19 protein-coding genes are annotated in these 25333 nt (G+C 46.9%); 15 read left to right on the forward strand and 4 right to left on the reverse strand.

The features are described 5' to 3' along the window. The first annotated feature begins 2 nt into the window (after positions 1-2). A complete protein-coding gene (locus tag AEA42_RS21005) occupies positions 3-284 on the forward strand; it encodes a YfcL family protein (RefSeq protein WP_011622202.1) in 282 nt (93 codons plus the stop codon). 3 nt (positions 285-287) lie between these two features. Further along, on the forward strand, positions 288-896 hold the full coding sequence (locus AEA42_RS21010; protein WP_055648753.1) for an RNA methyltransferase: 609 nt from the start codon (positions 288-290) through the stop codon (positions 894-896). A gap of 167 nt (positions 897-1063) precedes the next feature. Here AEA42_RS21010 and mnmC read toward each other — a convergent pair whose 3' ends face one another. Then, complete coding sequence (gene mnmC, locus AEA42_RS21015) at positions 1064-3163, reverse strand: FAD-dependent 5-carboxymethylaminomethyl-2-thiouridine(34) oxidoreductase MnmC (RefSeq protein WP_055648754.1); 2100 nt, start codon at positions 3161-3163, stop codon at positions 1064-1066. Between the two features lie 138 nt (positions 3164-3301). Between mnmC and fabB the strand changes: the two genes are divergently transcribed. The 9 genes from fabB to purF all read left to right on the forward strand — a co-directional run bounded on the left by fabB (position 3302) and on the right by purF (position 15686). Beyond that, positions 3302-4513, forward strand: coding sequence for a beta-ketoacyl-ACP synthase I (fabB, locus tag AEA42_RS21020; RefSeq protein ID WP_037420122.1), 1212 nt, complete (start codon positions 3302-3304; stop codon positions 4511-4513). Positions 4514-4663: 150 nt separating this feature from the next. Continuing rightward, a complete protein-coding gene (locus AEA42_RS21025) occupies positions 4664-5794 on the forward strand; it encodes a 4-phosphoerythronate dehydrogenase (RefSeq protein ID WP_037430081.1) in 1131 nt (376 codons plus the stop codon). A gap of 2 nt (positions 5795-5796) precedes the next feature. Then, a complete protein-coding gene (locus tag AEA42_RS21030) occupies positions 5797-6813 on the forward strand; it encodes an aspartate-semialdehyde dehydrogenase (protein ID WP_055648755.1) in 1017 nt (338 codons plus the stop codon). Positions 6814-6992: 179 nt separating this feature from the next. Continuing rightward, positions 6993-10319 (forward strand): FimV/HubP family polar landmark protein, encoded by a 3327-nt coding sequence (locus AEA42_RS21035; RefSeq protein ID WP_055648756.1) that lies wholly within the window; start codon positions 6993-6995, stop codon positions 10317-10319. 112 nt (positions 10320-10431) lie between these two features. Then, positions 10432-11217, forward strand: a complete 786-nt coding sequence (gene truA, locus AEA42_RS21040) for a tRNA pseudouridine(38-40) synthase TruA (RefSeq protein ID WP_037420111.1) — start codon at positions 10432-10434, stop codon at positions 11215-11217. Positions 11218-11269: 52 nt separating this feature from the next. Beyond that, entirely contained in the window at positions 11270-12568 is a 1299-nt protein-coding gene (gene folC / locus AEA42_RS21045) for a bifunctional tetrahydrofolate synthase/dihydrofolate synthase (protein WP_055648757.1), read from the forward strand. After that, positions 12561-13391, forward strand: a complete 831-nt coding sequence (locus tag AEA42_RS21050; protein ID WP_037430088.1) for an SPOR domain-containing protein — start codon at positions 12561-12563, stop codon at positions 13389-13391. The genes folC and AEA42_RS21050 overlap by 8 nt, the downstream gene beginning before the upstream one ends. 110 nt (positions 13392-13501) lie before the next feature. Then, positions 13502-13990 carry a CvpA family protein gene (locus AEA42_RS21055; RefSeq protein WP_011072963.1) on the forward strand — a complete coding sequence of 163 codons (489 nt, stop codon included), beginning with the start codon at positions 13502-13504 and terminating at the stop codon, positions 13988-13990. A gap of 181 nt (positions 13991-14171) precedes the next feature. Further along, positions 14172-15686 carry an amidophosphoribosyltransferase gene (purF, locus tag AEA42_RS21060; protein ID WP_037420099.1) on the forward strand — a complete coding sequence of 505 codons (1515 nt, stop codon included), beginning with the start codon at positions 14172-14174 and terminating at the stop codon, positions 15684-15686. Between the two features lie 113 nt (positions 15687-15799). Here purF and AEA42_RS21065 read toward each other — a convergent pair whose 3' ends face one another. Together AEA42_RS21065 and AEA42_RS21070 are read right to left on the reverse strand one after the other, a co-directional pair. Next, entirely contained in the window at positions 15800-17284 is a 1485-nt protein-coding gene (locus AEA42_RS21065; protein ID WP_055648758.1) for an alanine/glycine:cation symporter family protein, read from the reverse strand. A gap of 372 nt (positions 17285-17656) precedes the next feature. Beyond that, positions 17657-17950, reverse strand: coding sequence for a hypothetical protein (locus AEA42_RS21070; protein ID WP_055648759.1), 294 nt, complete (start codon positions 17948-17950; stop codon positions 17657-17659). Between the two features lie 201 nt (positions 17951-18151). On the opposite strand from AEA42_RS21070, the gene AEA42_RS21075 reads away from it, so the two are divergent. Both AEA42_RS21075 and AEA42_RS21080 read left to right on the forward strand, forming a co-directional pair. Next, a complete protein-coding gene (locus AEA42_RS21075; protein ID WP_055648760.1) occupies positions 18152-20278 on the forward strand; it encodes a DNA topoisomerase III in 2127 nt (708 codons plus the stop codon). An 84-nt stretch (positions 20279-20362) separates the two neighbouring features. Beyond that, positions 20363-20746: a cytochrome c3 family protein gene (locus AEA42_RS21080; protein WP_055648761.1), complete on the forward strand. Its 384-nt coding sequence runs from the start codon at positions 20363-20365 to the stop codon at positions 20744-20746. A gap of 218 nt (positions 20747-20964) precedes the next feature. Here the strand turns inward: AEA42_RS21080 and AEA42_RS21085 are convergent, their stop codons facing one another. After that, positions 20965-22254: an alpha/beta fold hydrolase gene (locus AEA42_RS21085; RefSeq protein ID WP_055648762.1), complete on the reverse strand. Its 1290-nt coding sequence runs from the start codon at positions 22252-22254 to the stop codon at positions 20965-20967. A gap of 179 nt (positions 22255-22433) precedes the next feature. On the opposite strand from AEA42_RS21085, the gene AEA42_RS21090 reads away from it, so the two are divergent. Further along, the gene (locus AEA42_RS21090; RefSeq protein WP_055648763.1) at positions 22434-23078 is read left to right on the forward strand and encodes an MBL fold metallo-hydrolase; all 645 of its coding nucleotides are present in this window, start codon (positions 22434-22436) and stop codon (positions 23076-23078) included. Between the two features lie 324 nt (positions 23079-23402). Further along, positions 23403-25142: a methyl-accepting chemotaxis protein gene (locus AEA42_RS21095; protein ID WP_055648764.1), complete on the forward strand. Its 1740-nt coding sequence runs from the start codon at positions 23403-23405 to the stop codon at positions 25140-25142. Positions 25143-25333 lie beyond the last annotated feature (191 nt).

The following is a 25333-nucleotide window of genomic DNA, read 5'->3' on the forward strand; positions in this document are numbered from 1 at the left end:
CGATGTTAGAGCAGTATGAAGAAGCACTAGAACAGTGGATTGAGTCTGTCGTAAGCCATGGTGATGACGACGCCTTATTTGCCTGCGGTTATCTGCAAGGCCATGTGGCGGTGGTGTTATCGCAACTCGAAGACGAAGGCGAGAGCACGTTAGAAGCCTTACTTGAAAAAATGACCGACTGTTTAGCCCTCGCGCGCCAAGAATTAAATGATGCCGATTTTGCATTAGTGGAAGCGGCTTGGACACAATTACATGGCAAGATTGTTAGTCATTTAGCGGCCTAATTAATGAGTATATCCACGACGACTTCGGTTGATGCCATGGCTGAATCTGAGGGGCCGCAAGCGGTTTATATCGGTCTAGTCAATCCGAAAACCCCGACGAACGTAGGCGGCATTATGCGCGCTTCGGGTTGTTATGGTGTCGATGCCGTGTTCTACACGGGTAAACGCTATGAATATGCCGCCCGTGGGCCGCAGCAATATAACGCCGATACGCAGAGCGCCGCCGAGCGGATTCCATTGACTGGTGTGGCCTCCTTACTCGATGCGCTCCCCTCTGACACTAAGCTGGTGTGCGTGGATTTAGTCCTAGGGGCGACACCCTTACCTGAGTTTGTGCATCCCGAGAAAGCCTTTTATGTGTTTGGCCCTGAGGATGGCACCATTGGCCAAGAGATTATCGATAGGGCGGATGCCGTGGTTTATGTGCCGACGGTAGGCTGCATGAATCTGGCTGCGTCGGTCAATGTGCTGCTGTACGATAGATTAGCGAAAGCCCATCGTGAGCAAGTATCTGCTCAAACCGAGTTCGATGGTGATGCCTTGATCCGTCAAAGTCGCGACAATAATAATCGCACTCGAGTAAAAACGACTAAGCAGGGTACTTCGCTCTAGGGTTAACGCTTAATAGTTAATACTCAGTCTAAATACAAAAAGGATTAAGCACTGCTTAATCCTTTTTGTATTGGGCTGCCAATTATTAAAGCGTTAAGATGCAAGCCTGATTAAACTCAATGATCAGTCTTTGTTTTAATTGGCTATTTTACTCAAGCCGCACTTTACTAAAGTGCTTTACCCTTTAGTAATTTGCGTAACCACATCCGATTTGGGTTGAGTTTATTTAAGGTTGGCCAATCCAGTGGCAGCGGCTCACCGGTTAATTGTGCCGCTAAGCATTCGGCCGCCAACGGCCCTGAACTTAGCCCCCGCGACCCTAAACCACCTAGGATATAAAGGCCATTGAGGATGGGAGCTGGGGTTGTTTGCCAATAATGCTTGCTTTGTTCGGCCTGCTGCTGATTGAGTTGATGCTGTTCATAGCGCGCCAATATTTCAGCCACATCGGGCGCGCAGCCCATCATCGGGAAATGATCCCGCGTTACCATGCGCACGCCAACTCGGGCGCTATTGCCCCTGATGTCGATATCGTCAACCCAGGCTTGATTGGGGTAGCTTTCTTGCATTTTGCCTAGGTTTTCCCGTTGCTCCTGCGGGCAAAAATCGAGGTGAGCTGCCGCTTTTACATAACTGGCGCCAAGACAATGCAAGCCTTGATGACTCGGCGTGAGGTAACCATTCGCGCATAACACGGTCGCCAATTGGCTCAGTTTAAATTGGGCGGGGACGTGGCTCACTTGGCCGCGAAACGGACTTATCTGCAAACGTTCACTGGCCGAAAACTGTGTCAGCTGCGCGCCATTGGCGAGCACGAGTTGGCTGTATGGTCCAAAACGTTGGCCTTGAGTGTGGAGATACCAAGCATTTGTATCACACTTGATTTCGGTGATGTCGGTATTGAAATGGCACTGCACATGGGCAAGTTGAGAGGCCTTATCTACCGACGCCTTGGCGTATTCAAATGGGCATACCCAGCCTCCAAGAGGATAGAAAAATCCAGCCTTATCAATCCCTATTTGAGCTATTTCGTTGGCTTCATTCGCATCTACGGCGTAGGCGATTTCCACTGGCCAGTCTTGGCTTTGGATGATTTTATCGAGCCGTTGTTGGCTGCGCTCATCATGACCCGTTTGCAGCACACCACAAAAATCATGGGAAATTGGTGTCACGCCAGATGTTCCGTTCGTGCCCATCGTTGATGCAAGACTCAGCGCCTCGATTCGGCGGCGACTGAATAGAAACGCCTGTTGGAAAAAACGGCTAAGTTCATCATTTTCTGGCGTGAGTAGGGGATAGATCGCCCCTTGGCGATTACCAGATGCGCCTTGGCCTAACTCATTATCCTTACAAAACAATATGCTACTTTGGCCTCGTTCGGCGAGTGATAGCATCAGATGTGCTGACGCGAGTCCGCCGCCTATGATGGCAATTGGCTGCTCTTTAGTGGCGAGTGCCGAAGGTTTTGGGGTAAATGCCTGAACGGTATCGGCTTGTTGACGCAGCAATTTACGCTCATGGATCAGAATCTTGTCGCTGATAATCTGGCTTCGCAGTGAGTCGCAGGTATTTTCATTGAGAGCGTCTTGGCTGACGTCAAGCGTGCTAAAGCCGCAACTGTGGGCAAGGTGTTGCGCTGTTTCACTAAGATTAAGCCCAATCAGTAGGGCATCATCCGCACTCAAGCGCGCCATTTGCCAGAGCTGCTTACCATTTAGCTGCGCAGGTAAATGCGGTAAAACCAGCCATTGCTGAATGGGATGAGAAGTACTGTGGGGGAGTTGGCTAACTGCTGTGTTCAGATCGCCAAAATGCAAATCGACTGTGATTAGGCCGTCATCAAAAATTAATCTCTGGCACCCTATAATGCGCGCAGGCTTTGCCTTAAGTATGGCATTGGCAATGGGTTGTAAATGAGGCTTGGAAATTAAACTTTGCGATTGATCCCAAAGTAATTTAAGTTCGTAATCGTTAATGGGATTGGGCTCAAACACTTTGACTAACAGACGCGTTTTGCCTTGAGGTTGAGTATGCGTTTGCCAGTGATGCAGTAAAGAGAGTAGCTCGAGTCCATCGCCTAATCCCCATTGCCCCATGACGTGCAAGCCCTGAATGAGCTGAGTTGATTGCGTCGGTAAGCGAGAGAGTTGAAGGAGAGTAAAATTGTCCAGAGACTGTGCAGTAGTCAATGCGCATGGGGGATAAAGGTTGATTAGTTGCGGGTAATCACGCTTAAATTGGTAAGATTTTTGGGGCTTAGCAGTCAAAGAAATATACTCTCGGTCTCATATTAGGCATTATTTTACCCGCCTTTATGGAAAGCTGACCACTTAATTGAAGCAAAACAGATACTATTGGCTCAGCAAAAAGTAGGTACTGACATGTACACAATGGATAGCAATAAAATGAAAAGAGTCGTGATCACCGGAATGGGTGTTGTTTCAAGTATCGGTAATAACAAGCAAGAAGTGACTGAGTCACTTAAAGCGGGCCGTAGTGGTATTACACATTCCGCTCAGTTTGAAGAAATGCAACTACGCAGTCATGTATGGGGCAATATCAAATTAGATCCTTCAGAGCTGATTGACCGTAAAGCGCTGCGTTTTATGGGCGATGCTGCGGCATATGCTTACATTGCAATGCAAGAAGCCATTAAGGATGCTCAGTTAACTGAAGAGCAATATTCAGATCCTCGCGTAGGGTTGATTGTGGGTACAGGCGGCGCTTCGTCTTCTAACCAAGTGCAAGCGGCTGATATTCTACGCGAAAAAGGCGTAAAACGCGTGGGTCCTTATATCGTGCCACGCATTATGTCGAGCACGGCCAGCGCTTGTTTAGCGACACCCTTCAAAATTAAAGGTATGAACTACTCAATCAGTTCAGCCTGTGCGACCAGTGCTCACTGTATCGGTCACGCCGTTGAACTTATCCAAATGGGTAAGCAAGATATGGTGTTTGCGGGCGGTTCGGAAGAAGTGGATTGGACACTGACCATGGGCTTTGATGCGATGGGCGCGCTATCGACTAAATACAATGCCACTCCAGAAAAAGCCTCTCGCACCTATGATGCTGACCGTGATGGTTTCGTTATCTCTGGCGGTGGCGGTATCTTAATCGTTGAAGAGTTAGAGCACGCTCTGGCTCGTGGCGCGAAGATTTATGCTGAAGTGATTGGTTATGGTGCATCATCAGACGGTTACGATATGGTGGCTCCGTCTGGCGAAGGTGCGGTGCGTTGTATGCAAATGGCACTGGCCGATGTGGACACACCAATTGACTATATCAACACCCACGGTACATCTACTCCAGTAGGTGACGTGCGTGAATTAGAAGCACTACGTGAAGTCTTTAAAGACAAGTGTCCACCGATTGCATCGACTAAGTCTATGACGGGTCATGCATTAGGCGCCGCAGGCGTACATGAAGCGATTTACAGCTTAATCATGATGGAAAACAGCTTTATTGCCCCAAGCATCAACATCGATAACTTAGATGAAGCTGCGAAGGACATGCCAATCGTGCGTGAATACCGCGATGCAGAGCTAAACACTGTCATGAGCAACAGCTTTGGTTTTGGTGGCACTAACGCAACGTTAGTGATGCGCAAATATAAGTAAACTATTATTTTTGTTAAAAAAGGAAGCTTCGGCTTCCTTTTTTATTAGCTAAAATTGAGCAATGCGACTCAGGGATTGGGTTTATGATCAGAGTCTTGCTAGAATCCTTGGCTACTCACTCTCTAGCCCATTTTTATCAGAAAGGTCCCCATGAAGATTGTTGTCGATGAAAATATGCCCTATGTCGAACCCTTATTTGGGGCGTTAGGCGAGATAATTCCAGTCAATGGCCGCACGCTAACGCCTGAGCAGGTGCAAGATGCCGATGTGCTGCTGGTGCGCTCTGTCACCCGAGTCAATGCCGCACTGTTAGATGCCAATCCAAAACTTAAGTTTGTCGGCAGCGCAACTATAGGGACTGATCATGTGGATCTGGCCTACCTTGCTGGGCGTGGCATTCCCTTTTCGAATGCGCCCGGCTGTAATGCGACCGCAGTCGGGGAGTTTGCCTTTATTGCGATGTTAGAACTGGCGGCGCGGTTTAACTCGCCGCTCAAGGGCAAAGTCGTGGGGATTGTCGGCGCGGGCAATACTGGTAGCGCGACGGCCAAATGCCTCGAAGCCTACGGCATTAAGGTATTACTCAATGACCCCATCAAAGCGGCCGAGGGCGATCCCCGTCATTTTGTGAGCCTTGATACCCTATTACTTGAAGCGGATATCATCAGCCTACATGTGCCCATCACTCGCACTGGCGAGCATAAGACACTGCATTTATTCGATGAATCGCGCCTAATGAGTCTTAAACCTAATACGTGGTTGGTGAACTGTTGCCGCGGTGATGTAATTGATAATCAAGCCTTAATTAAGGTTAAGCAGCAAAGGGATGATCTTAAATTGGTGCTCGATGTATGGGAAGGGGAGCCAAATCCCATGCCGGAGTTGGTGCCTTTTGCTGAGTTTGCCACCCCACATATCGCCGGTTACAGCTTAGAAGGTAAGGCTCGTGGCACTTTTATGCTGTACCAAAAATTGTGTGAGTTGTTAGCCATTCCGGCCACTAAACGCTTATCCGAGCTATTGCCTCCATTTCATTTTAAGGCGGTTGAACTCGAACAAGTCCCCGATGAAAAAGCCCTATTACAGCTCGCAAGATTCGTCTACGACCTGCGTGATGACGATGCCGTATTCCGAAATGGCTTTGCAAGGTCGAATGGCTTCGACACTATGAGAAAAAATCACAAACATAGACGCGAATTTAGTGCATTGGCGCTGGCTTATCACGGCCAATCTGAGGTAGATTGGTTGTCCAATTTAGGTTTTTCAGGAGTCGGTCGGTAATTATGTCGCAGGAATTTAATGTTGTCGTTTTAGGTGCATCGGGTGCAGTGGGTCAAACAATGATTGAGATCCTCGAAGAGCGTAACTTCCCGGTTGCGAACTTATATCCTTTAGCCAGTAGCCGTAGCGCCGGTGAAACGGTCAGCTTCCATGGCAAACAAGTTACCATTTTGGACGTCGAAACCTTCGATTGGAGCCAAGCGCAATTAGGCTTCTTCTCTGCCGGTGGTGATGTCTCGGCCAAGTGGGCGCCTATCGCAGCTGAAGCGGGTTGTGTGGTGATCGATAACACCTCTCACTTCCGTTATGACATTGATATTCCATTGGTTGTGCCTGAAGTTAACCCCCATGCGATTGCTGATTTCCGCAACCGTAATATTATTGCCAACCCGAACTGCTCGACCATCCAAATGCTGGTGGCTCTAAAACCGATTTACGACACTTATGGCATCAGTCGTATTAACGTGGCGACTTATCAATCTGTCTCTGGTACGGGTAAAAAAGCGATTGAAGAACTGGCAAAACAATGCACTAAGCTGCTGCAAGGTCTGCCTGCTGACGCTGAAGTTTATCCAAAGCAAATCGCGTTTAACGTATTGCCGCAAATTGATAAATTTATGGACAACGGCTACACCAAAGAAGAAATGAAAATGGTCTGGGAAACCCAGAAGATTTTTGGCGACGATGACATTCTCGTTAACGCGACTGCTGTGCGCGTGCCGGTATTCTATGGTCACTCAGAAGCCGTACATATCGAAACGCGTCAAGTCGCCGATGCAGAAGATATTAAAGCTTTACTGCGTAATGCCGAAGGAGTGGTATTGTTCGAATCCGATGACGAATATCCAACGGCTGTGACCCATGCAGCGGGTACCGATCCTGTTTATGTGGGCCGTGTGCGTAAGGATATCTCCCATTCTCACGGTATTAACCTTTGGGTAGTGTCGGACAATATTCGTAAAGGCGCAGCCTTAAACAGTGTGCAAATTGCCGAGATTTTAGTGAGAGATTATTACTAAGTCTTAAGTAGCAATTGATGCCCAATGAAAAAGCCTGCTGCCAGCAGGCTTTTTTTGTTTTACAATTGTGAACAGTAGCAGGGCTGGGATTTCTAGTTTATAGTAATCTCAATAAATACAATTGCCTAAAGCCTGTTATCAGCGAGATAACTTAAATAGCGCTTCAAAGGGAAGGATTGATGAAATTTCGCACTTCGTATCTTGTGGGCCTGATGGCCACCGTTTTAGCTGTTTCTTCCACGACCTCTTTTATTGATCCTGCGATAGCTGCTGATACTCCCAAAATAAAACCTTTAAAAATCATGGGTCCAGACGGACAGATCCGTCAGGTCAATCATCAATATGGGCCAACGACCTCTAAGGACACCTTCTGGAGCATTGCGCAAAAAGTCCGTCCTGATGCCAGTGTCAGTGTTTATCAAGTGATGGCCGCAGTATTTGATGCTAACCCCCATGCGTTTAACTCCGACAGTTATAACAGCCTAGAACGTGGCATGATTTTGCTGATCCCTTCGAAAGAAGTGATGTTATCCATTCCCAATAGTGTAGCGATTGCTCGCGCCGAACGCAGCGATAAGCAAGTCCGTAATACCGCCAAAGCGGCGACTAAACCAGTATCTAAACCGACTGTTGTCACTCCCGTAGTTGAAAATAAACCTAAGGTAGAGCCTCAACCTAAAGTCGATGTTAAACCCGAAGCGGCTAAGACCGAAGTTGCTAAAACGGATGCCGTTGCGACGCCACCCGCTGCGCCGAAAATGGTGAGTTCCGATGTGAATACTCGCCTTGAGGCCGCGGAGAGCAAAAATTTATCCTTAACTGATGAGTTAGCCAGAGCACAAGACCAGCTCGCGGTAAGAAATGCCGATGTTGAAGCCCTTAAAGCCAAAATTGAGGATTTAAACCAACAAATTGCGGTATTAGAGGAAACCTTACAGGCGAGTAAAAAGCAAAATCTTGCACTGAAGGCCGAGGTGGAAGCTGCTCAAGCCCCATCAGATGCCGATGCGCAGCCGCAAACGCCTACTGAGCCTGAAGATCTATGGCGAAACTTGATAAATAATCCGCTGTTATTGGTTGCAGCAGCGGTAGTCCCTGCATTGTTACTACTGCTGCTTGTGTTCTGGATGCTTCGTCGCAAGCGTAATAAAGAACGCCGTGAGTTAGCAGCCCAGCAGGTAGCCATGGCGACAGGTGCTGCTGGTGTGGCAACGGGAGCATCAGTGCTGGCGATGGATGACGATGATCTTGACGATATGGCTGTGCATTTAGACACTGACCATGCCGATTCCATCGATAGCTTATTAGATGTCGGTAGCGTGAGTTTACAACCCGAGCATGAAATGACCGATGGCCATGAGCAGATGGACATCGCTTCTGAAATGTTTATTGACCCAGGTGTTAACACTGCGGCAGAACCACAATTTGAAGAGGACGAAGGCCAATCCTTAGATGATCTCTGGGCTGAGGCCATGGGCGACCAAGAGGAAGCCTTTGCGGAAGAAAAACCCAAATCAGGTAATATTCTCGAAGAAGAGGATCTTGATGCATTATTGGCAGGGCTTGGCTCCGAAGAGCCTGATGCGCCATCTACTAATGAGAACCTTGATGAATTAGCGGGATTTGATATTCCAGCCGACCAAGAGGTGGTTGATGCAGCAGAGTTAGATACCGATCAAGATTTAACCGTATCGCTTGCTGCGGAATTAGATAATGAACTTGAAAATATAGCGTTAACTGAAACGGCTGAAGATGATATTGATGCCTTGCTCGCCGGGTTTAATCAATCTGAAATGACCGATTCGGTATCTGAGCCAGTGGCTGAGGACGACCTCGATGCATTATTAGCGGATTATGGTAAGGAAAACACCACTACAGCATCCGATCTTAGCGATGAAATTGCTGCTGAATTAGATAATGAGTTAGCAGAGCTAGGGGTCGCGCAAACCGACGATATTGATGCGTTACTGGCAGATTTTGATAAACCAGCAGCGCCAGAGCCTGATTTAAGCGATGAAATCGCGGCAGAATTAGATACTGAACTTAATGATATCGGTGTCATTGAATCCGACGATATTGATTCTCTGCTTGCAGGTTTGGATGCACCAACCACGCATGATCCTGCACTTGCAGCAGCCATTGCTGCCGAATTGGAAGATGAACTAAACACCGACCCACCAGTCAATGATGATCTTGACCAGTTGCTCGCAGGTTTTGAGGCCCAAGATTCGGCGGAACAACAAACATCTAGCGATGAATCCGACATCCCTCACGATATGCTGGCAGCAGAGCTCGAAACGGCATTACCTGAAGAGTTATCGTCTGCAGATGATGATCTCGAATCTCTTCTCGCCGAATTTGATGTGCCAGAGCAGGCTGAAGCCGACGCGGATGAGTTTAATTTCGACCTCGAAACCACCTACCCTGAAACAGATAATAAGCTCGAGGATGAAGGCTTACTCAAGGGCATCGGTGCTGCCCATGCGATTGATGGTACGGATGATACCTTTGAGCTTAGCGATACGATTGCGAAGAGCCCAGATGATAATCCAAACGAAATCGCAATTGAGCCAACATTTACCGGTTTCGATGCTGATAATCAAGCGGATGATACGGTACTCGCCACAGCAGCTTTAACGGCAGCGACAGCTGCCGCAGCGGCAAAAGTTAAAGAGAAAGAGGCTTCTTTCTTTAACGACTTAAAAGCTAACAAGAGTAAAGATCCACATGTACTGGATTGGGACACTGAGCTTAACTTTGCGCCTACGTCTAGCGCACAAACCGACAATCCTAAATCCGAACCTGTTGCACCCGTGGATCCTATCGCTGTCGATCCGAAGGCGGTTTCCCCGCGTCAACCTCTGGAATTTGTTTTAGACGAACCGATTGATAAGGTTGAGCCTACATTCGAGATTATCACTGACAAAGATGATGATATTGTTGATGAGGATGTCGCTCCTGAGTTTGCTTTCAGGGCGGACTTAGATACTGATGACGATATCGATTTAAGTGACGACAATGTGCTTGCTGCTTTTAGTGCCAATACCGAAGTTGAAGATGATGAGGTATTAACACCAGAAGATAGCTTTGCTCTCGATGATGAGCATACTCTCACGGTCGATGAAGCATTAGCAGCGCTAGATGCGCAGGAGTCACGTCAGTCGAAGAAGTTTGTACCTGAGCATGATTTGACTAGTTTCCAAAACGAACATGGCTATATCGATATTGAAAAACTGCTTAACGACGCCGAGCAGGACAACACAGAGACAGATCTCTATCCTGAAATGGATGTGGAGATGAGTGATGTGGGTGCCCTGATTGGTGATGCAGCCATGATTGATGTAGACGATGAAGAGAACTCTGTTAACGCTAAGCTCGATTTGGCCCGTGCCTATATCGAAATCGATGACAGTGACAGCGCCAAAGCGCTACTCCGTGAAGTTCAAATTGATGGTAATGAGCGTCAACAGGACGAAGCGGCTCGTTTACTTAAAGAGATCGGCTAAGTTTGAACTGGCATTAAGCTTTAATGTTAACGATCAACGGCGCTCACAGCGCCGTTTTTTTTACGGGCTGCTGTGATAAAATGCGCCGCTAAATTAATTGTGAGGATGTGTGATGCGGATTGCATTAGGTATTGAATATGACGGCAGTGGCTATTTTGGTTGGCAGCGTCAGGCCGAAGTCGATTCAGTACAAGGGCAATTAGAACAAGCCTTGTCTAAGGTGGCAAACGAGCCCATTAGCTTGTTTTGTGCAGGAAGAACCGATGCTGGTGTTCATGCAACGGGGCAGGTCGTGCATTTTGATACCAACGCCGTACGTAACGAAGGTGCCTGGACCTTAGGTGTAAATGCCAATTTACCCGATAATATTGCCGTACGCTGGGTAAAAGAGGTAGATGAGAGCTTCCATGCCCGCTTTTCGGCCACGGCTAGACGTTACCGCTATGTGATTTACAATCATAATCTTCGCCCAGGGATCCTACGCCACGGCGTCAGCCATTATCATGGTGATATCGACGTTGATAAAATGCATATTGCGGCGCAGGCGCTGCTCGGCGAGCAGGATTTTACCAGTTTTCGTGCTATTCAATGTCAATCTAAAACCCCGTTTCGCAATGTGCACAGTGTTAAAGTGACGCGTCAGGGCATGTATGTGATCGTCGATATATCTGCCAACGCCTTTTTGCACCATATGGTGCGTAATATTGTCGGTTCGCTGCTGGAGATTGGGCTTGGCAACCAGCCATTGACTTGGATGGCGGATCTGTTGTCACTAAAAGATAGAAATCAAGCCGCGGCAACGGCTAAACCGAACGGACTTTATCTTGTGGATGTGACATATCCGGAGCAATATCAATTGCCAAAGTTAGCGCTTGGGCCATTGTTTATGTTGGATTAATGGCTTTTATAGTGGCAGAGCTTAAATGCGTTTCGAAGGAAGGAAATAACCGATGACAATAGCCCCAAGTGAATTGACAGCCTTAGTTGCGCCAGGAGCAAACGCGCCACTGGATCAATGGCTCGCGTATTTATTATCGATTCACCCAACCGAAATCGACATGGGATTAACTCGGGTTTCTAAGGTTGCCGAGCGCCTTAATGTATTGGATTTAGGGCCAAGTCAAATTGTCACTGTTGCTGGCACCAATGGTAAAGGCACGACCTGCGCCATGCTAGAGAACATCCTGCGTTTATCAGGGTTGACGGTGGGCGTCTACAGCTCGCCCCATATGCTCAAATACAATGAAAGGGTGCGCATCAACGGTCAGGACGCTAGCGATGATGCCTTTGTCGCTGCTTTTGAACAGATTGAAGCGGCACGTGGCGAGATTTCGCTGACCTTTTTCGAATATGCCACCTTGGCGGGCTTAATCCTATTTAAAGCGGCCAAGCTGGATGTGGTGATCTTAGAAGTCGGTCTTGGCGGCCGTTTAGATGCCACTAACATGATTGATGCTGATATCAGCGTTGTGACCTCGGTTGATTTAGACCATGAGGCGTATTTGGGTAATACCCGTGAGCTGGTTGGCCGCGAAAAGGCGGGGATTTTTCGCCAAGGAAAACCTGCCATTGTCGGCGAGCCAAACTTGCCCCATACCGTCAATGATGTCGCCCAACACCTAGGCGCCAAGTTGTATCGAGTCGGGACAGAATTTACCTATCAGCAAAATGGCAACACTTGGGACTATCAAGGGCAAGTACTTAAATTAACACAGCTTAGTCTCCCCACATTGCCATTACCCAATGCTGCGATAGTGATTGCCATTGTCGAACAGGGTTGGCCACATATTGCTGCCGATATTATTGCCAAAGGCATCAGCAGCGCCCGTTTAACTGGACGTTTGGAGCAAGTCAGCGAACAGCCACTGATTTTACTCGATGTGGCTCATAATCCCCATGCGGCAAGGTTTTTAGTCAAGCAACTCACGCCCATCGTCGCGGGTAAGCGAGTGTTTGCCCTGTGCGGTATGCTAAAGGATAAGGATATTGGCGGCGTATTACCTGTGGTTTCGCCCTTAATTGACACTTGGTACTTAGTGAGTTTACAGGGCGAGCGTGGCGCTAATGCCAGCTTGCTACGTCAAACCTTAGCGCAAGACACTAAGGCCCTCGAATTCGAGGATATCGCCACGGCTTGGACGGCATTAAAAGCGCAAATTCAACCCGATGATGTGGTAATTGTGTTTGGCTCCTTTTACACTGTGGCAGGTTTTAAGTCTCTCTTTAAGCAGGATAACCGTTTTGTCTAGCCAGTTTCATAATCGATTAGTCGGCACTGTGGTGCTGGTCGCCCTCGGGGTGATTTTTTTGCCGGATATTTTAGACGGTAAGAAGGAGCGGCAAGAGGAGCAATTTGCCGAAATTCCCTTACGTCCTACCGCGATAGCGCATAAAAATGCCGATGACACGTTTGAAGTGCTATCTGCGCAAGAAGTGGATGGCAAAGATGTTATGCCAGAAGAGCCTTCTCCCAATGATGAGGCGACATTAGCACAGGCAGTGGGCGCGGATGCTAAGCCAGAGTCTAAACCTGAATCTGCATCTGAACCCGTGCAAGCTGCGGCTAAGGAGCAACTTAAGCCACAGGCCGTACAAACTGATGCCAAGGCTGAGTTGAAGGAAACGGCAAAAACTGAAACGGCAAAGTCTGAATCTAAAAAAGATGCACCTAAGCCTGCGATAGCTAAAACCGAACCTAAAAAGCCAGAGGTTAAACCAACCACGGTTGCAAAAGCTGAAAAGCCTAAGGCCGAAACGGCGAAAACTGAATCTGCAAAACCTGCCAAAGACGATGGCATAAAAGTGGTGAGTCGTGATTCATTAAAGCCCGGACTTACTCTGCAACTGGGCGCATTTAGCAATGCCGCCAATGTGAAAGCGCTAGTGGCGCAGTTGCGTAAAAGTGGTTACAAGGCGTACACAATTCCAGACACACCAAAGGATGGCGTGTTGACTAAAGTGTTTGTGGGGCCAGATGTGTCAGAAGTTAAGTTGAAGAAAATACAAGAAGAAGTTGAAAGTCTGACACGTTTAAAAGGTCGGATTGTGCCTTTTAATCCGTTGGAATCTTAATGCAGAACTGCCGAGGCTGAAATAATTTATTTACCTCTCTAGGGGTGAGAATCGTTTCAGTCTCTGGTAGAATCGCGCCGTCTTAAAGCCTATGCTGGAAAGCCATCTCAATGGTTTGGATTGATTACGCTATCATCTTCGTTATCGGGTTATCGACTCTTATTAGTCTGATCCGTGGATTTGCCAAAGAAGCCATGTCGTTAGTGGTATGGTTTGCTGCTTTCTTTGTTGCCAGTCAATTTTACCAAGACCTCGCCATCCATCTGACACAAATGAACGATGAGATGCTGCGCAATGGCGTTTCTATTGCCATTCTTTTTATCACCACATTAATACTCGGTGCCCTTATCAATTACATCATTGGGCAATTAGTGGTTAAAACCGGATTATCTGGCACTGACAGACTTTTAGGTCTGTGTTTCGGTGCTATTAGGGGCGCGTTGATTGTCAGCGCGCTGCTGTTTTTTATGGATGCTTTTACAGGCTCACCTAACGCCCAATGGTGGAAGGATTCTGTATTAGTGCCCGAATTTGGCGTTGTAATCCAGTGGTTCTTTAACTATTTGGAAAACACCTCCAGCTTTGTACCCAAACTATAAAAAAGACAATAAATTTATCCTAAGTGATGAAAAATAAGTCTGCTTTGAACTCTGTCGCGCTATTGGTGCAGACTCAAATCGAGGCGAAGGTCGCTGCTCAAATGGCTGGGCAGTTACTTCGTGTTTTACTTATATTTCACATGAAAGGGCATAGAACATCTTACAATGAGGAAGCTTACCCATGTGTGGTATCGTCGGAATAGTTGGCCAATCATCGGTTAATCAGACCATTTATGATGCACTGACTGTGCTTCAACACAGAGGTCAGGATGCGGCAGGTATTGTCACCGTTGATCGTGGTGCTTTCAGACTACGTAAAGCCAATGGTCTGGTCAAAGACGTATTTGAAGTCAAACACATGCAGCGCTTACAGGGCAATGCGGGCATTGGTCATGTGCGTTATCCTACTGCTGGCAGTTCCAGCGCGTCAGAGGCGCAACCTTTCTATGTTAACTCGCCATTTGGGATTTCATTAGCCCATAACGGTAACTTAACCAACACGCTTGAATTAGCCGAAGGCCTGATTAAAAAGCGTCGCCATGTGAATACCACATCCGACTCCGAAGTGTTGTTAAACCTGCTCGCCGATGAGCTACAAAAAACCACGAGCTTAGCACTGACGGCTGATGAAGTGTTTGACACTATCGCTAAAGTGCATGAACAAGCCCGTGGCGCTTATGCCGTTGTGGCGTTGATTGTTGGCCAAGGTTTAGTGGCGTTTCGCGATCCTTTCGGCATTCGCCCCTTAGTGCTGGGTAAGCACGAAACCCCAACTGGCACTGAATATATGGTTGCCTCTGAGAGTGTGGCACTCGATGCTGTCGGCTTTGAAGTGATGCGTGATGTCGCGCCGGGTGAAGCGATTTATATTTCCCTCGACGGTAATCTTTACACTCGCCAATGTGCAAAAGAGCCAAGCTACTCGCCCTGTATCTTCGAATTTGTGTATTTTGCGCGTCCAGATTCGACTATCGATAATGTCTCGGTTTACGCCAGCCGCGTGAACATGGGGGCTAAGCTCGGTGAAAAGATCAAAAAAGAATGGTACGACCATGATATCGACGTGGTGATCCCAATTCCGGAAACCTCATGCGATATCGCATTAGAAATCGCCCGTTGCATGGACTTACCTTACCGCCAAGGTTTTGTGAAAAACCGTTATATCGGCCGTACCTTTATTATGCCTGGCCAACAAGAGCGTAAAAAATCGGTACGCCGTAAACTCAATGCCATCAACACTGAGTTTAAAGGTAAGAATGTCCTGTTAGTCGATGATTCCATTGTACGTGGTACTACTTCAGAGCAAATCATTGAGATGGCCCGTGAAGCAGGGGCGAAGAAAGTGTACTTTGCTTCGGCTGCACCGGAAATTCGTTTCCCAAACGTGTACGGTATCGACATGCCAACCTCGAATGAGCTTATCGCACACGGTCGTGATGCCGATGAAATTGCTAAGCTTATCGGCGCAGATGGCATTATCTTCCAAAATCTGCCGGATCTGGTCGAAGCGGTGAGAATGGAAAACCCAGAGATCAAACGTTTCGAAACGTCAGTATTTGATGGTCACTACATCACTAACGACGTTGATCAGTCCTATCTCGATCATTTAACGCAGCTTCGTAACGATGATGCCAAAGCTGACCGCAATAAGGATATTGGCACTAACCTTGAGTTACACAACGTCTGCCATCCATAAGACGAAACGCTTAAGATGAAAGAGTGTGCTTAGCGTTAAGCGTCGGCACACTTTAAAATGCACAATAAAAAGCCAGTGATAAGTCACTGGCTTTTTGTTTGGAATTTTAATCCTTAGGAGATTTTTGGATTCTCGTTGGATTGGCTGTGTGTTAGCTCATCCTGCGCATTTTTACGCTCAACCCAATAGTCCGCATGGTGAATACCGAGTTTTTCAGGATCAAACTGTGGCTCAATACCTTGTTTTTGCTGAGATTCATAATCTTTAAGACAAGTGAAGGCAATTTTTTGCAGGAGAATAATGGCAATAATGTTTAACCACGCCATAATTCCTACACCAATATCACCCATCCCCCAAGCCAAGTCTGCGGTTTTCACTGTACCATAGACTGTGGAGGCCATTAGCACCACTTTCAGTACCACTGTAAGCCAAGGACGATTCACTTTGCGATTGATATAAGCGATGTTTGTTTCGGCAATATAGTAGTAGGCCACAATGGTGGTGAAGGCGAAGAAGAATAGCGCAACGGCGACGAACATATTACCAAAGCCTGGCATCATGCTTTCCATTGCGGTTTGTACATAACCAGGGCCCGCCGCAATCCCCGCAATCCCAGTATAAAGTGCTGCGCCATCAGGGCCCTGCACGTTATACAGGCCCGTGATCAGCAGCATAAAGCCAGTGGCTGAGCAGACGAACAGGGTATCAACATACACTGAGAAGGCTTGCACTAACCCCTGTTTGGCTGGATGACTCACTGCGGCGGCAGAAGAAGCGTGCGGCCCAGTACCTTGACCCGCTTCGTTGGAGTAAATACCGCGTTTTACCCCCCACATAATCGCAAGACCTAAAATCGCACCAAAGCCTGCATCGAGTCCGAAGGCGCTTTTTAGGATCAACAGAATAATATCGGGCAGCTGGCCAATGTTAAGGGCGATAATCACGCAGGCGACAATGATATAGCCGAGCGCCATAAAAGGCACTACAGTACTGGCGAACTGCGCAATCCGTTTCACCCCTCCAAAAATAATAAAACCTAATAGCATCGCAAGAATGGCTGCTGTGACATTAGGGTCAATATTGAAGGCGGTTTTTAAGCTTGAACCAATGGAGTTGGCTTGTACCCCTGGCAGTAAAATCCCGCAGGCAAAAATGGTCGCAATGGCAAATGTCCAAGCGTACCACTTCATGCCTAAGCCTTTTTCAATATAAAAGGCGGGGCCGCCGCGGTACTCACCGTTGATTTTTTCTTTGTAGACTTGGCCTAAGGTGGATTCAACAAATGCTGAGCTTGCGCCCAGAAACGCTACCATCCACATCCAAAAAAGAGCGCCAGGGCCACCAAAGGTAATCGCCGTGGCAACACCAGCGATATTACCAGTACCAACACGACCGGCTAAGGTCATGGCTAAAGCTTGGAAGGAAGACACGCCAGCATCGGTGCTTTTGCCATCAAACATTAGACGGATCATTTCGGGTAAATGACGTAACTGTAAAAAGCGTGAGCGCAGGGAGAAAAAGAGTCCTACACCGAGGCAAAGATAAACGAGCGCGGGACTCCAGACGATATTGTTGACCGCATTAACAATCTCATTCATATAATTCAACTCCAATATTCTGTTGTTTTTTGCAGAGTTTTTAAGATTTTTTTAGGTGATTTTGGGTACTAAACAGCCAATTAGGCCTAAGGTTAAAACGCGTGTGTGCGTCCAAGAGCTTCAACATAACGATTTTTTTAGTTACTTCATAGCTAAGGTTGTTAAATATTTGATAATTTAACGTTCTTTATTTGATGGGGTTACTGAGGAGCTTTATTTTGCAGCGTGTTATCTCTGCTGCATTGAGATTTGTAATCTAGCAACTTGAATCATTGAGAAAAGCGGGGGAGATAAGGCGAATTGATTGAGACTATTAACTCAGCCACAGTGGATAGCGGGGACGGTATTTGTGCAAGGCAAAGAAAACTTGGCTTAAATTACCAGCCATAACAGCATCCACAGTCCAAAGAGCCATGCCAGGCTACGGCGGCTAACGCGATGTTTTAATAGCAAAGATAGACTTACAGCTACAGGTAGAAACAGGATAAAAGCCCAAGAGAGGAACGGAACCTCAAGATTTAATGTTTCAAGACCCATCCCACAAAGCAGACTTAATGCCAGTAATAAGAGGCTATGAAATAGCATTAATTGATTGAATCTTAATACTAATGCTGGTTTAAATGCGGGTTTAGCATGATAGGGCAAGGTCAGTGTCAGTGTATTCATCTCTTTTTCCTGATTTCTCTTTAAGTGATGGAAGGAATAATAAATTTAGATGAGAATTATTCTCAACTAAATTTACACAGCTTTAGTGTTCAGTTAGAGCTTAACGAGCTAAATTGGCTCTTGAGCTAAAGAAGGCTGTTTGCACTATTGTCTGCTTTGGGCTAAATTACACTGTAATTATATCCAGTGTTTAATGTAGATATGATCCTCTATATTGCTGAAAAACCAAGTCTTGGGCGCGCAATCGCCGATGTGCTACCAAAACCCCACAAAAAAGGTGACGGGTTTATTGAAGACGCCCAAGGAAACTGCGTGTCTTGGTGTGTTGGGCATTTGCTTGAACAGGCCGAGCCCGATGCCTATAACCCCGAGTTCAAATCGTGGAAGTTTGAGCATTTACCCATAGTGCCCGAGAAGTGGCAGCTTAAACCTAAGGTCGCGACCCGTAGCCAACTCACTGTACTTAAAAAGCTAGTAAAACAGGCCGATACCTTAGTGAATGCGGGTGATCCAGACAGAGAAGGGCAATTATTGGTTGATGAAGTAATCGCCTATTTGGGCGTGACGGGCGATAAATTACAGCAAACGCAGCGACTCCTTATCAGCGACTTAAACCCGCAGGCGGTGAAACGTGCCTTGTCGCAACTTCGTAGTAACCGTGAGTTTATTCCTTTGTCTACTTCTGCACTTGCCCGGAGCCGTGCCGATTGGCTCTATGGCATGAATATGACACGGGCCTACACCATCCAAGGGAAAAAGGTCGGCTATCAGGGCGTGCTATCCGTCGGTCGAGTGCAAACCCCGCTCCTTGGGCTTATCGTGCGCCGCGATGAGGAAATCGCGCGATTTCAATCTAAACCCTTTTATGAAGTCTTAGCGCATTTAGTAACGGATAAACAACAATCTTTCACTGCGAAGTGGCAACCCAGTGAAGCCTGTTTACCTTATATGGACGAAGAAGGGCGAGTGCTTGCTAAGGGCTTAGCACAAAATGTGGTGCGTCGGATCACCGATAAACCCGCCAAAGTGACCCAGTTAAGCACTAAGGATAAACAGCAGAATCCGCCATTACCCTACAGCTTATCGGCACTGCAAATTGATGCAGCCAAGCGGTTTGGGATGAGCGCTAAGGACGTGCTCGATACCTGCCAGAGTTTATATGAGCGCCATAAGCTGATTACCTACCCGCGCTCTGACAGCCGTTATTTACCTACAGAGCAACATGGTCTAGCAAGCAGTGTATTAGCGGCCATTATGGGGGGGGCGCCCGAGTTAGTCGCACACGCTGAGGCGCCGAATCCTCGGCTTAAATCTAAGGCGTGGGATGATAAAAAAGTCGATGCCCACCACGCCATTATTCCAACGGAAAAACAGCCCAATTTAGGCAGTTTAAGCCAGCGGGAAAGGCAGCTTTATCTACATATTGCCCGCCAGTATTTGGCGCAGTTTTACCCCGCCTATTGCTACAGTGAAACGGCGGTCGAAGTGACGATTGAAGGTGGTCTCTTTAAAACGAAGGCTAGACAGGATAAATCCCTAGGTTGGAAACAACTGTTTGCACGGGAAGCTGATGAACATAAAGAGTCTATGGGGCGAGAATCGCTTAAAAATACTGATGATAAAAGTACCGATAAGGATGCAGAAGATGAGGTGTTTTGTGGCATTTTACCGCCTTTAGCCCTAGGACAAATCCTTCACTGCAACCACGGTGAATTGGTCGAGAAGCAAACTCAGCCCCCCAAAGCCTTTACCGATGCGACCTTGCTGAGCGCCATGACGGGGATTAATCGTTATGTGACTGACCCCGAGATCCGCAAAATTTTAAAGGAAACCGATGGCTTAGGGACGGAAGCGACCCGCGCAGGCATTATTGAACTGCTATTTAAACGGGGATTTATTCAGCGTCTGGGAAAGTCGATTGTGGCAACTGAGGTGGGTAAAGGTTTAATCAATAGCTTACCCCTTAGTGCCACCACGCCCGATATGACGGCGCTGTGGGAGGCAAGCCTAAATGGCATCTGCCATAAGGAAATCTCTTATCAAGGATTTATGCAGCCACTGCTGGGGACGCTAAATCACTTAATCGAAAATGCGGGCGCCCAATTACCCTCAGCCCTCAATGGCTTAAAAGGACAGGGTTTTAAGCGAGCAGCTAAAAAGTCCGTCTATCGAAAAGCGGGAACCAGAGGCGCTGCTGGCGGGAAAAAAGCCGGAACGGGCGCTAAAAAAGGAAATGCTAGAAATTCAGCCGCAGCATCTTCCACATCCACAACAGCTAAACCGACCGTCCCTAGACGGCGAACGAGCAAAGCGACCGCCCAAGCCTGATGACTCTATACCTTCTGTGATGGCGGGTTAACGGGGGCGGGCAGCGCCGATGCGGGGCACCATGCCCCGCCTAGGAAGACTCTGATGTTAAAACCCGTATTTATTCTATTACTCGGTGCCATACTGGCAGCACCTATGGCTGCTAATGCAATGAATATCAAGGATTACCATAAAGAGGTAATGACTGGAGCCGATGGTAAAGTCGATTGTGCGGCATGCCACGGTGATGCAAAACGCAAAACCGTTCCCGATGCTGCGACTTGCAGTCGTTGTCATGGTTCACCCGAGGACGTGGCTAAGTTGACTGCGCGCCCTGCGGATGCGGGTCATTCGGTTGAGCCGAATCCCCATAACAGTCTGCACTATGGTACTGATCTGCCTTGTACTTACTGCCATCAGGAACACAAAGAAAGTAAAGTCTATTGCAATCAATGCCATGAGTTTACTTATCCTCAAATGAAACGTTAATTTCATCCTCGTTAAACACCCGCTCCCCTGTATTTTGACGATTATTGTCATGCACTCAACTTTGTTGAGTGCATTTTTTCAGCAAAAAAAAGAGTAATCCAACTCGGATTACTCTCACGGAAAATAGGTCGTTGAACGTTGTAGCCAAAATCACTCATTTGGATGAGGAGCCTGCACACAATGACAGCTTTTACTTAATTAACCCTTAAAATTAACATTTATCTTAAGAGTTCACCGCGGTTGAGACTGATAAGCTTATCTAAGATCCGCTCGCCATCCATTCGAATACCATTGTGTTCATATTCTGAGGTTAACCAATACTTTAGGTGCGCTACCTGTTTGGCGGTTTCTAGGCTGAAATCCATCTCTACATACATATCTTCGCTATAAATCGCGGCCGCAACTGGGACGCGGTTTTGGCTGAGCTGCTCAAGATTGTATAGCGCTGGCCAGTCCGTTTTATGGGCAAGAATATTGGCTGCGGCTTTAAGTGGCGCTAAATGGCTAAATTGTTCAAACATCCAAGGGTAAATCATCTCGCCAGTAAACAGGAAAGGCTTACCCACTTGATAGTTAAAGGCCGGATACTGCTCCCGTACCCTATGGGCAGACCACTGTGACGCACTGTGTTGGCAGTAGATGGCCTCGTGTAACAGGGCAAAAATTGGGTTGGTGTTATAGTCGAGTAATTGGCAGAAATGATTTAAAAACAGCGGGTTGACATAATCACCTTGGGGCGAGTGCACTAGGGCCTGTTCAAGTAAATAGTAGACTGACTCAGGGCCTTGCTCCATGCCTAAATTAATGCCAAGCAGTTGCAGCATTTCAACCGTGAGGCGTTCACCCGTGGCTAACTGCACTGGATGTTCGAGTAAATGTTTGGCGAGGCGAGTCACCAGATGCTGCGCATCGTGGAAGCGCTGGAAGAAGTCCTTATTCTTGGCGAGTACGCGCTGATAGGTGGCTTGATAAACCTCATCACTGCTGCGCGTGAGGGAAGGAATACCACCTGTGATATAGGCTTCACTTACGCCCTGAGGCGCAGCACTTAAGTAGTGCAGCACGCAGAAACCACCAAAGCTTTGACCGAGGATAGCCCACTTGTCGGCGGGGCAGAGCTGGGTGCGAATGGATTCGGCGTCACGGACGATATTGTCGGCTCTAAAATGGCTTAAGTATTCGGCCTGTTGCTCAGGGGGTAAGTGACTGAGGCTCTGATAATTGATGGGGCTAGAAAGGCCTGTGCCCCGTTGATCGAGCAATAAGACTCTAAACTCTTTGAGTGCTCGACGGATCCAGCCGCTATTGCTGGCGGGCCGCATAGCGGCAAAGCCAGGACCTCCTTGGAAAAAGACGATATAGGGTAATTTTTTATCTTTATTTTCAATGGCGCAAAGTTCTCTCGCAAACACAGTAATCTGCTCACCAATGGGTTGTTGGTAGTTGAGTGGCAAAGTAAATGTGTGTTTCTTGGCGAAAACACTAGCGAGCATCATATCGGGTTTCATCAATTGACCTTAAGGGCTAGGCTTGTTATTTATGGCAGATTGTATACAAAAGCCCTGTTGTCGCAAGTTAGGATTATTTGATTAGCCTTTGGTTGAGATCAATTTTTATTATAAAAAATTGAGCCATGATAACCCTCTTAGCGTAATCTATCGGCTATGGATAACACGAGATTGAAGCTATGAAGTACCAAATTATTCCTGTGACACCTTTCCAGCAGAATTGCAGCTTGATCTGGTGTGAAAAAACTAAGCATGCAGCGGTTGTCGATCCGGGAGGGAACGTTGACCGTATTTTAGGTGAAGTCACTAAATTAGGGCTGACCCTTGAAAAAGTGTTACTCACTCATGGTCATATTGATCATGTTGGCGGTGCTAAGTTATTAGCACAACAAACGAATGTACCCATCGTTGGTCCACATGAGGCGGATAAGTTTTGGATTCAAAATCTGCCTAAACAGAGTCAAAACTTTGGTTTTCCCCACTGTGATGCCTTTGAACCCGATCAATACCTGTGTGATGGCGATACCGTCACCGTAGGCGAGCAAAGTTTGACTGTGCTGCATTGCCCTGGCCATACACCAGGACATGTGGCGTTTTATTCGGCCTCATCCAAGCTTGCATGGGTCGGAGATATTCTCTTTAGAAGCTCGATTGGCCGTACTGATTTTCCTCAGTCAAATCATCAAAGCTTGATCCATTCAATCACCTCTAAACTCTGGCCTTTAGGCGCTGACGTGGAATTTATTCCTGGCCACGGACCTATGTCTACCTTTGGCGAAGAGCGTGAACATAATCCCTTTGTGGCTGATCAGTTACTGCTCTAAGTTGCATAACACTGCGTCGATTGACTTAATATCAGCCAAAATGCGAGTTCTAATCAGGTACAATTCATATTTACTGTGCCTGATTAAACCTGCAGACCTCATCTCTGCTTGACACACATCTTGGGTCTTTTTAGTTAGATTTATCCGCAACTATCTATTTTTAAGCATTATATTTTGACCTAAACCAAGTATCGGTTATTTACGCAACTGAGAATCGCTCGTAACTCTGTGTATTATTTCATCAAAATTCTGTTTTTTTACGTTTTAGCTACATTTTACTGACTAGACTTAAAGCTAACGTTGTAGGTGTCTATCGGGGTAACTATGAATACAAAAACGATGATGAGTGTTGTTTTTTCCACAATCGTCGCTAGTGCAGTGATTACGGCGGTGCTGAGTTTTAATGTCAAATCTAAGATTGAACTCTTTAATGATGCTGCGAATATTCGCTATCAATCCTACCAAATTGCTGATGAACTTCGGCAAAGTTCTGATGATTTGACCAGACTCGCCCGTACCTATGCGGTGACTGGGGATGAAAAGTACGAAAAAATGTATATGGATATTCTGGCCATTCGTAACGGTGAAAAACCTAGGCCGGAAAAATATCACCAGATTTATTGGGATTTGGTGCTCAGTTATGGCGATAAACCTAAGCCAGATGGCGCCAGAGTGGCCATCAAAAGCCAAATGAAGGCTTTGGGGTTTTCCGATGAGGAGTTCCATTATCTCGAGCAGGCACAGCAAAATTCTGATGCTTTAGTCGCCCTTGAGGTCAAGGCGATGAACGCGGTGAAAGGAATTTTTATCGACCCAAATACCCAAACCTACAGCATTAAAGGTGAGCCGAATCTCGCGATGGCGAGGGAATTACTACATAGCGATCAATATCATAGTGAAAAAGCCAAGATTATGCAGCCGATCGATCAGTTTTTTACCGCCTTGGATAAACGCACTGAGGGTGAGGTGAGTAATCGATTGGATTCTTTAAATATGGCACTCAATGGTTCGCAGTTTGTACTCTTTTTGGTGATTTTAGTTGCCGTTGGCGGCTTTATTATTGTTAAAAGTAGGATTGTGACTCCACTCGTACAAACCTGTCGCGAATTACTTGATATTCAAAGGTCTAAAAATCTTGCCCGTAGGATCTCAGTTTCGACTCAGGGTGAAATTGGGGAAATTGTTAGCCAAATTAATTTATTCATTTCATCTCTAGCCAGTTCATTAGCGACGACGGACAGTATTGCGAAGGAGGTGGCAGATCTCGCTAAACAAACCAAAGCTTCGATTCAAGTTTCCCGTCAAAGCTCAAACCGAGTCGCCAAAGAGCTCGATGCCAGTGCGAGCGCGATGGAAGAAATGACGACCACCTTAGTGCATGTTAGTGAGAGCACCTCGAACGCCGAAATTCGGGCAGCGGAAAATGAGACCCATGTGGGCGTTGGTCAGGATACGGTTTCAGAGGCATTGAATGCGATGGCGGTGCTCGAAAGTGAATTTACGACCACCCAAGATTCGATGCAGCATTTGGTGAATGAGAGCACTCAAGTCAGTAATGTATTAAGTGTGATTAAAGCGATTGCTGAGCAAACTAACTTATTGGCACTCAATGCCGCCATTGAGGCGGCGAGGGCGGGTGAGCAAGGGCGTGGTTTTGCGGTGGTAGCCGATGAAGTGCGTTCACTCGCACAGCGCACTCAAGATTCTACCAAGGAAATTGATGATATTGTTGCCAGTTTACAAAATCGCACCAATCAGGTGGGCAGCTCAGTCACCCAAGCGGCTAACTTAATGAAAAAAGCCTCAGGTGAATTGCAACGTATCGTGACGGTTTTTGATGATATTCGCCATAGCACTGCGGCGATTCATGGGATTAATACCCAAGTAGCGGCATCAACCGAAGAGCAATCTCTGGTGTCTAAGGATATTGCCACCAGTCTTATGGTGATCCGTGATAATTCCCGCGAAGTGTCACAAATTATTGAGCAAATCGAATTCACCTCTATTAGCTTAGATAATCAATCCCAAGCACTACGAACTAAGGCTGGAGAGTATCAGTTTTAACCCTTAGTACAAGGCTATCTCCCACTTGTTGACAGGGATGTCAGCTTTATCCTTTAGCTATTTTGTGTTTCCCCGCTTTTGCCCTTTTAAATTCAATTTTCCTTTGTTAGCTTGTTCTACATAAAGATAATTTTTTAATCAGTTACGCTGATTTCAATCGTGGATGCATTAAATGTGTCCCTAAGTTAGCG

The sequence above is a fragment of the Shewanella sp. Sh95 genome, from assembly GCF_001308045.1.
Classification (GTDB): domain Bacteria; phylum Pseudomonadota; class Gammaproteobacteria; order Enterobacterales; family Shewanellaceae; genus Shewanella; species Shewanella xiamenensis.

What these genes read in the sequence shown, in the direction of transcription:
- truA (WP_037420111.1), top strand. Translation starts at nt 10,432, where the DNA reads ATGCGGATTGCATTAGGTATTGAATATGACGGCAGTGGCTATTTTGGT.
- AEA42_RS21075 (WP_055648760.1), top strand. Translation starts at nt 18,152, where the DNA reads ATGATCCTCTATATTGCTGAAAAACCAAGTCTTGGGCGCGCAATCGCC.
- AEA42_RS21095 (WP_055648764.1), top strand. Translation starts at nt 23,403, where the DNA reads ATGAATACAAAAACGATGATGAGTGTTGTTTTTTCCACAATCGTCGCT.
- AEA42_RS21010 (WP_055648753.1), top strand. Translation starts at nt 288, where the DNA reads ATGAGTATATCCACGACGACTTCGGTTGATGCCATGGCTGAATCTGAG.
- AEA42_RS21005 (WP_011622202.1), top strand. Translation starts at nt 3, where the DNA reads ATGTTAGAGCAGTATGAAGAAGCACTAGAACAGTGGATTGAGTCTGTC.
- fabB (WP_037420122.1), top strand. Translation starts at nt 3,302, where the DNA reads ATGAAAAGAGTCGTGATCACCGGAATGGGTGTTGTTTCAAGTATCGGT.
- folC (WP_055648757.1), top strand. Translation starts at nt 11,270, where the DNA reads ATGACAATAGCCCCAAGTGAATTGACAGCCTTAGTTGCGCCAGGAGCA.
- AEA42_RS21055 (WP_011072963.1), top strand. Translation starts at nt 13,502, where the DNA reads ATGGTTTGGATTGATTACGCTATCATCTTCGTTATCGGGTTATCGACT.
- AEA42_RS21025 (WP_037430081.1), top strand. Translation starts at nt 4,664, where the DNA reads ATGAAGATTGTTGTCGATGAAAATATGCCCTATGTCGAACCCTTATTT.
- AEA42_RS21080 (WP_055648761.1), top strand. Translation starts at nt 20,363, where the DNA reads ATGTTAAAACCCGTATTTATTCTATTACTCGGTGCCATACTGGCAGCA.
- AEA42_RS21085 (WP_055648762.1), bottom strand. Translation starts at nt 22,254, where the DNA reads ATGAAACCCGATATGATGCTCGCTAGTGTTTTCGCCAAGAAACACACA.
- AEA42_RS21030 (WP_055648755.1), top strand. Translation starts at nt 5,797, where the DNA reads ATGTCGCAGGAATTTAATGTTGTCGTTTTAGGTGCATCGGGTGCAGTG.
- AEA42_RS21065 (WP_055648758.1), bottom strand. Translation starts at nt 17,284, where the DNA reads ATGAATGAGATTGTTAATGCGGTCAACAATATCGTCTGGAGTCCCGCG.
- AEA42_RS21090 (WP_055648763.1), top strand. Translation starts at nt 22,434, where the DNA reads ATGAAGTACCAAATTATTCCTGTGACACCTTTCCAGCAGAATTGCAGC.
- purF (WP_037420099.1), top strand. Translation starts at nt 14,172, where the DNA reads ATGTGTGGTATCGTCGGAATAGTTGGCCAATCATCGGTTAATCAGACC.
- AEA42_RS21070 (WP_055648759.1), bottom strand. Translation starts at nt 17,950, where the DNA reads ATGAATACACTGACACTGACCTTGCCCTATCATGCTAAACCCGCATTT.
- AEA42_RS21035 (WP_055648756.1), top strand. Translation starts at nt 6,993, where the DNA reads ATGAAATTTCGCACTTCGTATCTTGTGGGCCTGATGGCCACCGTTTTA.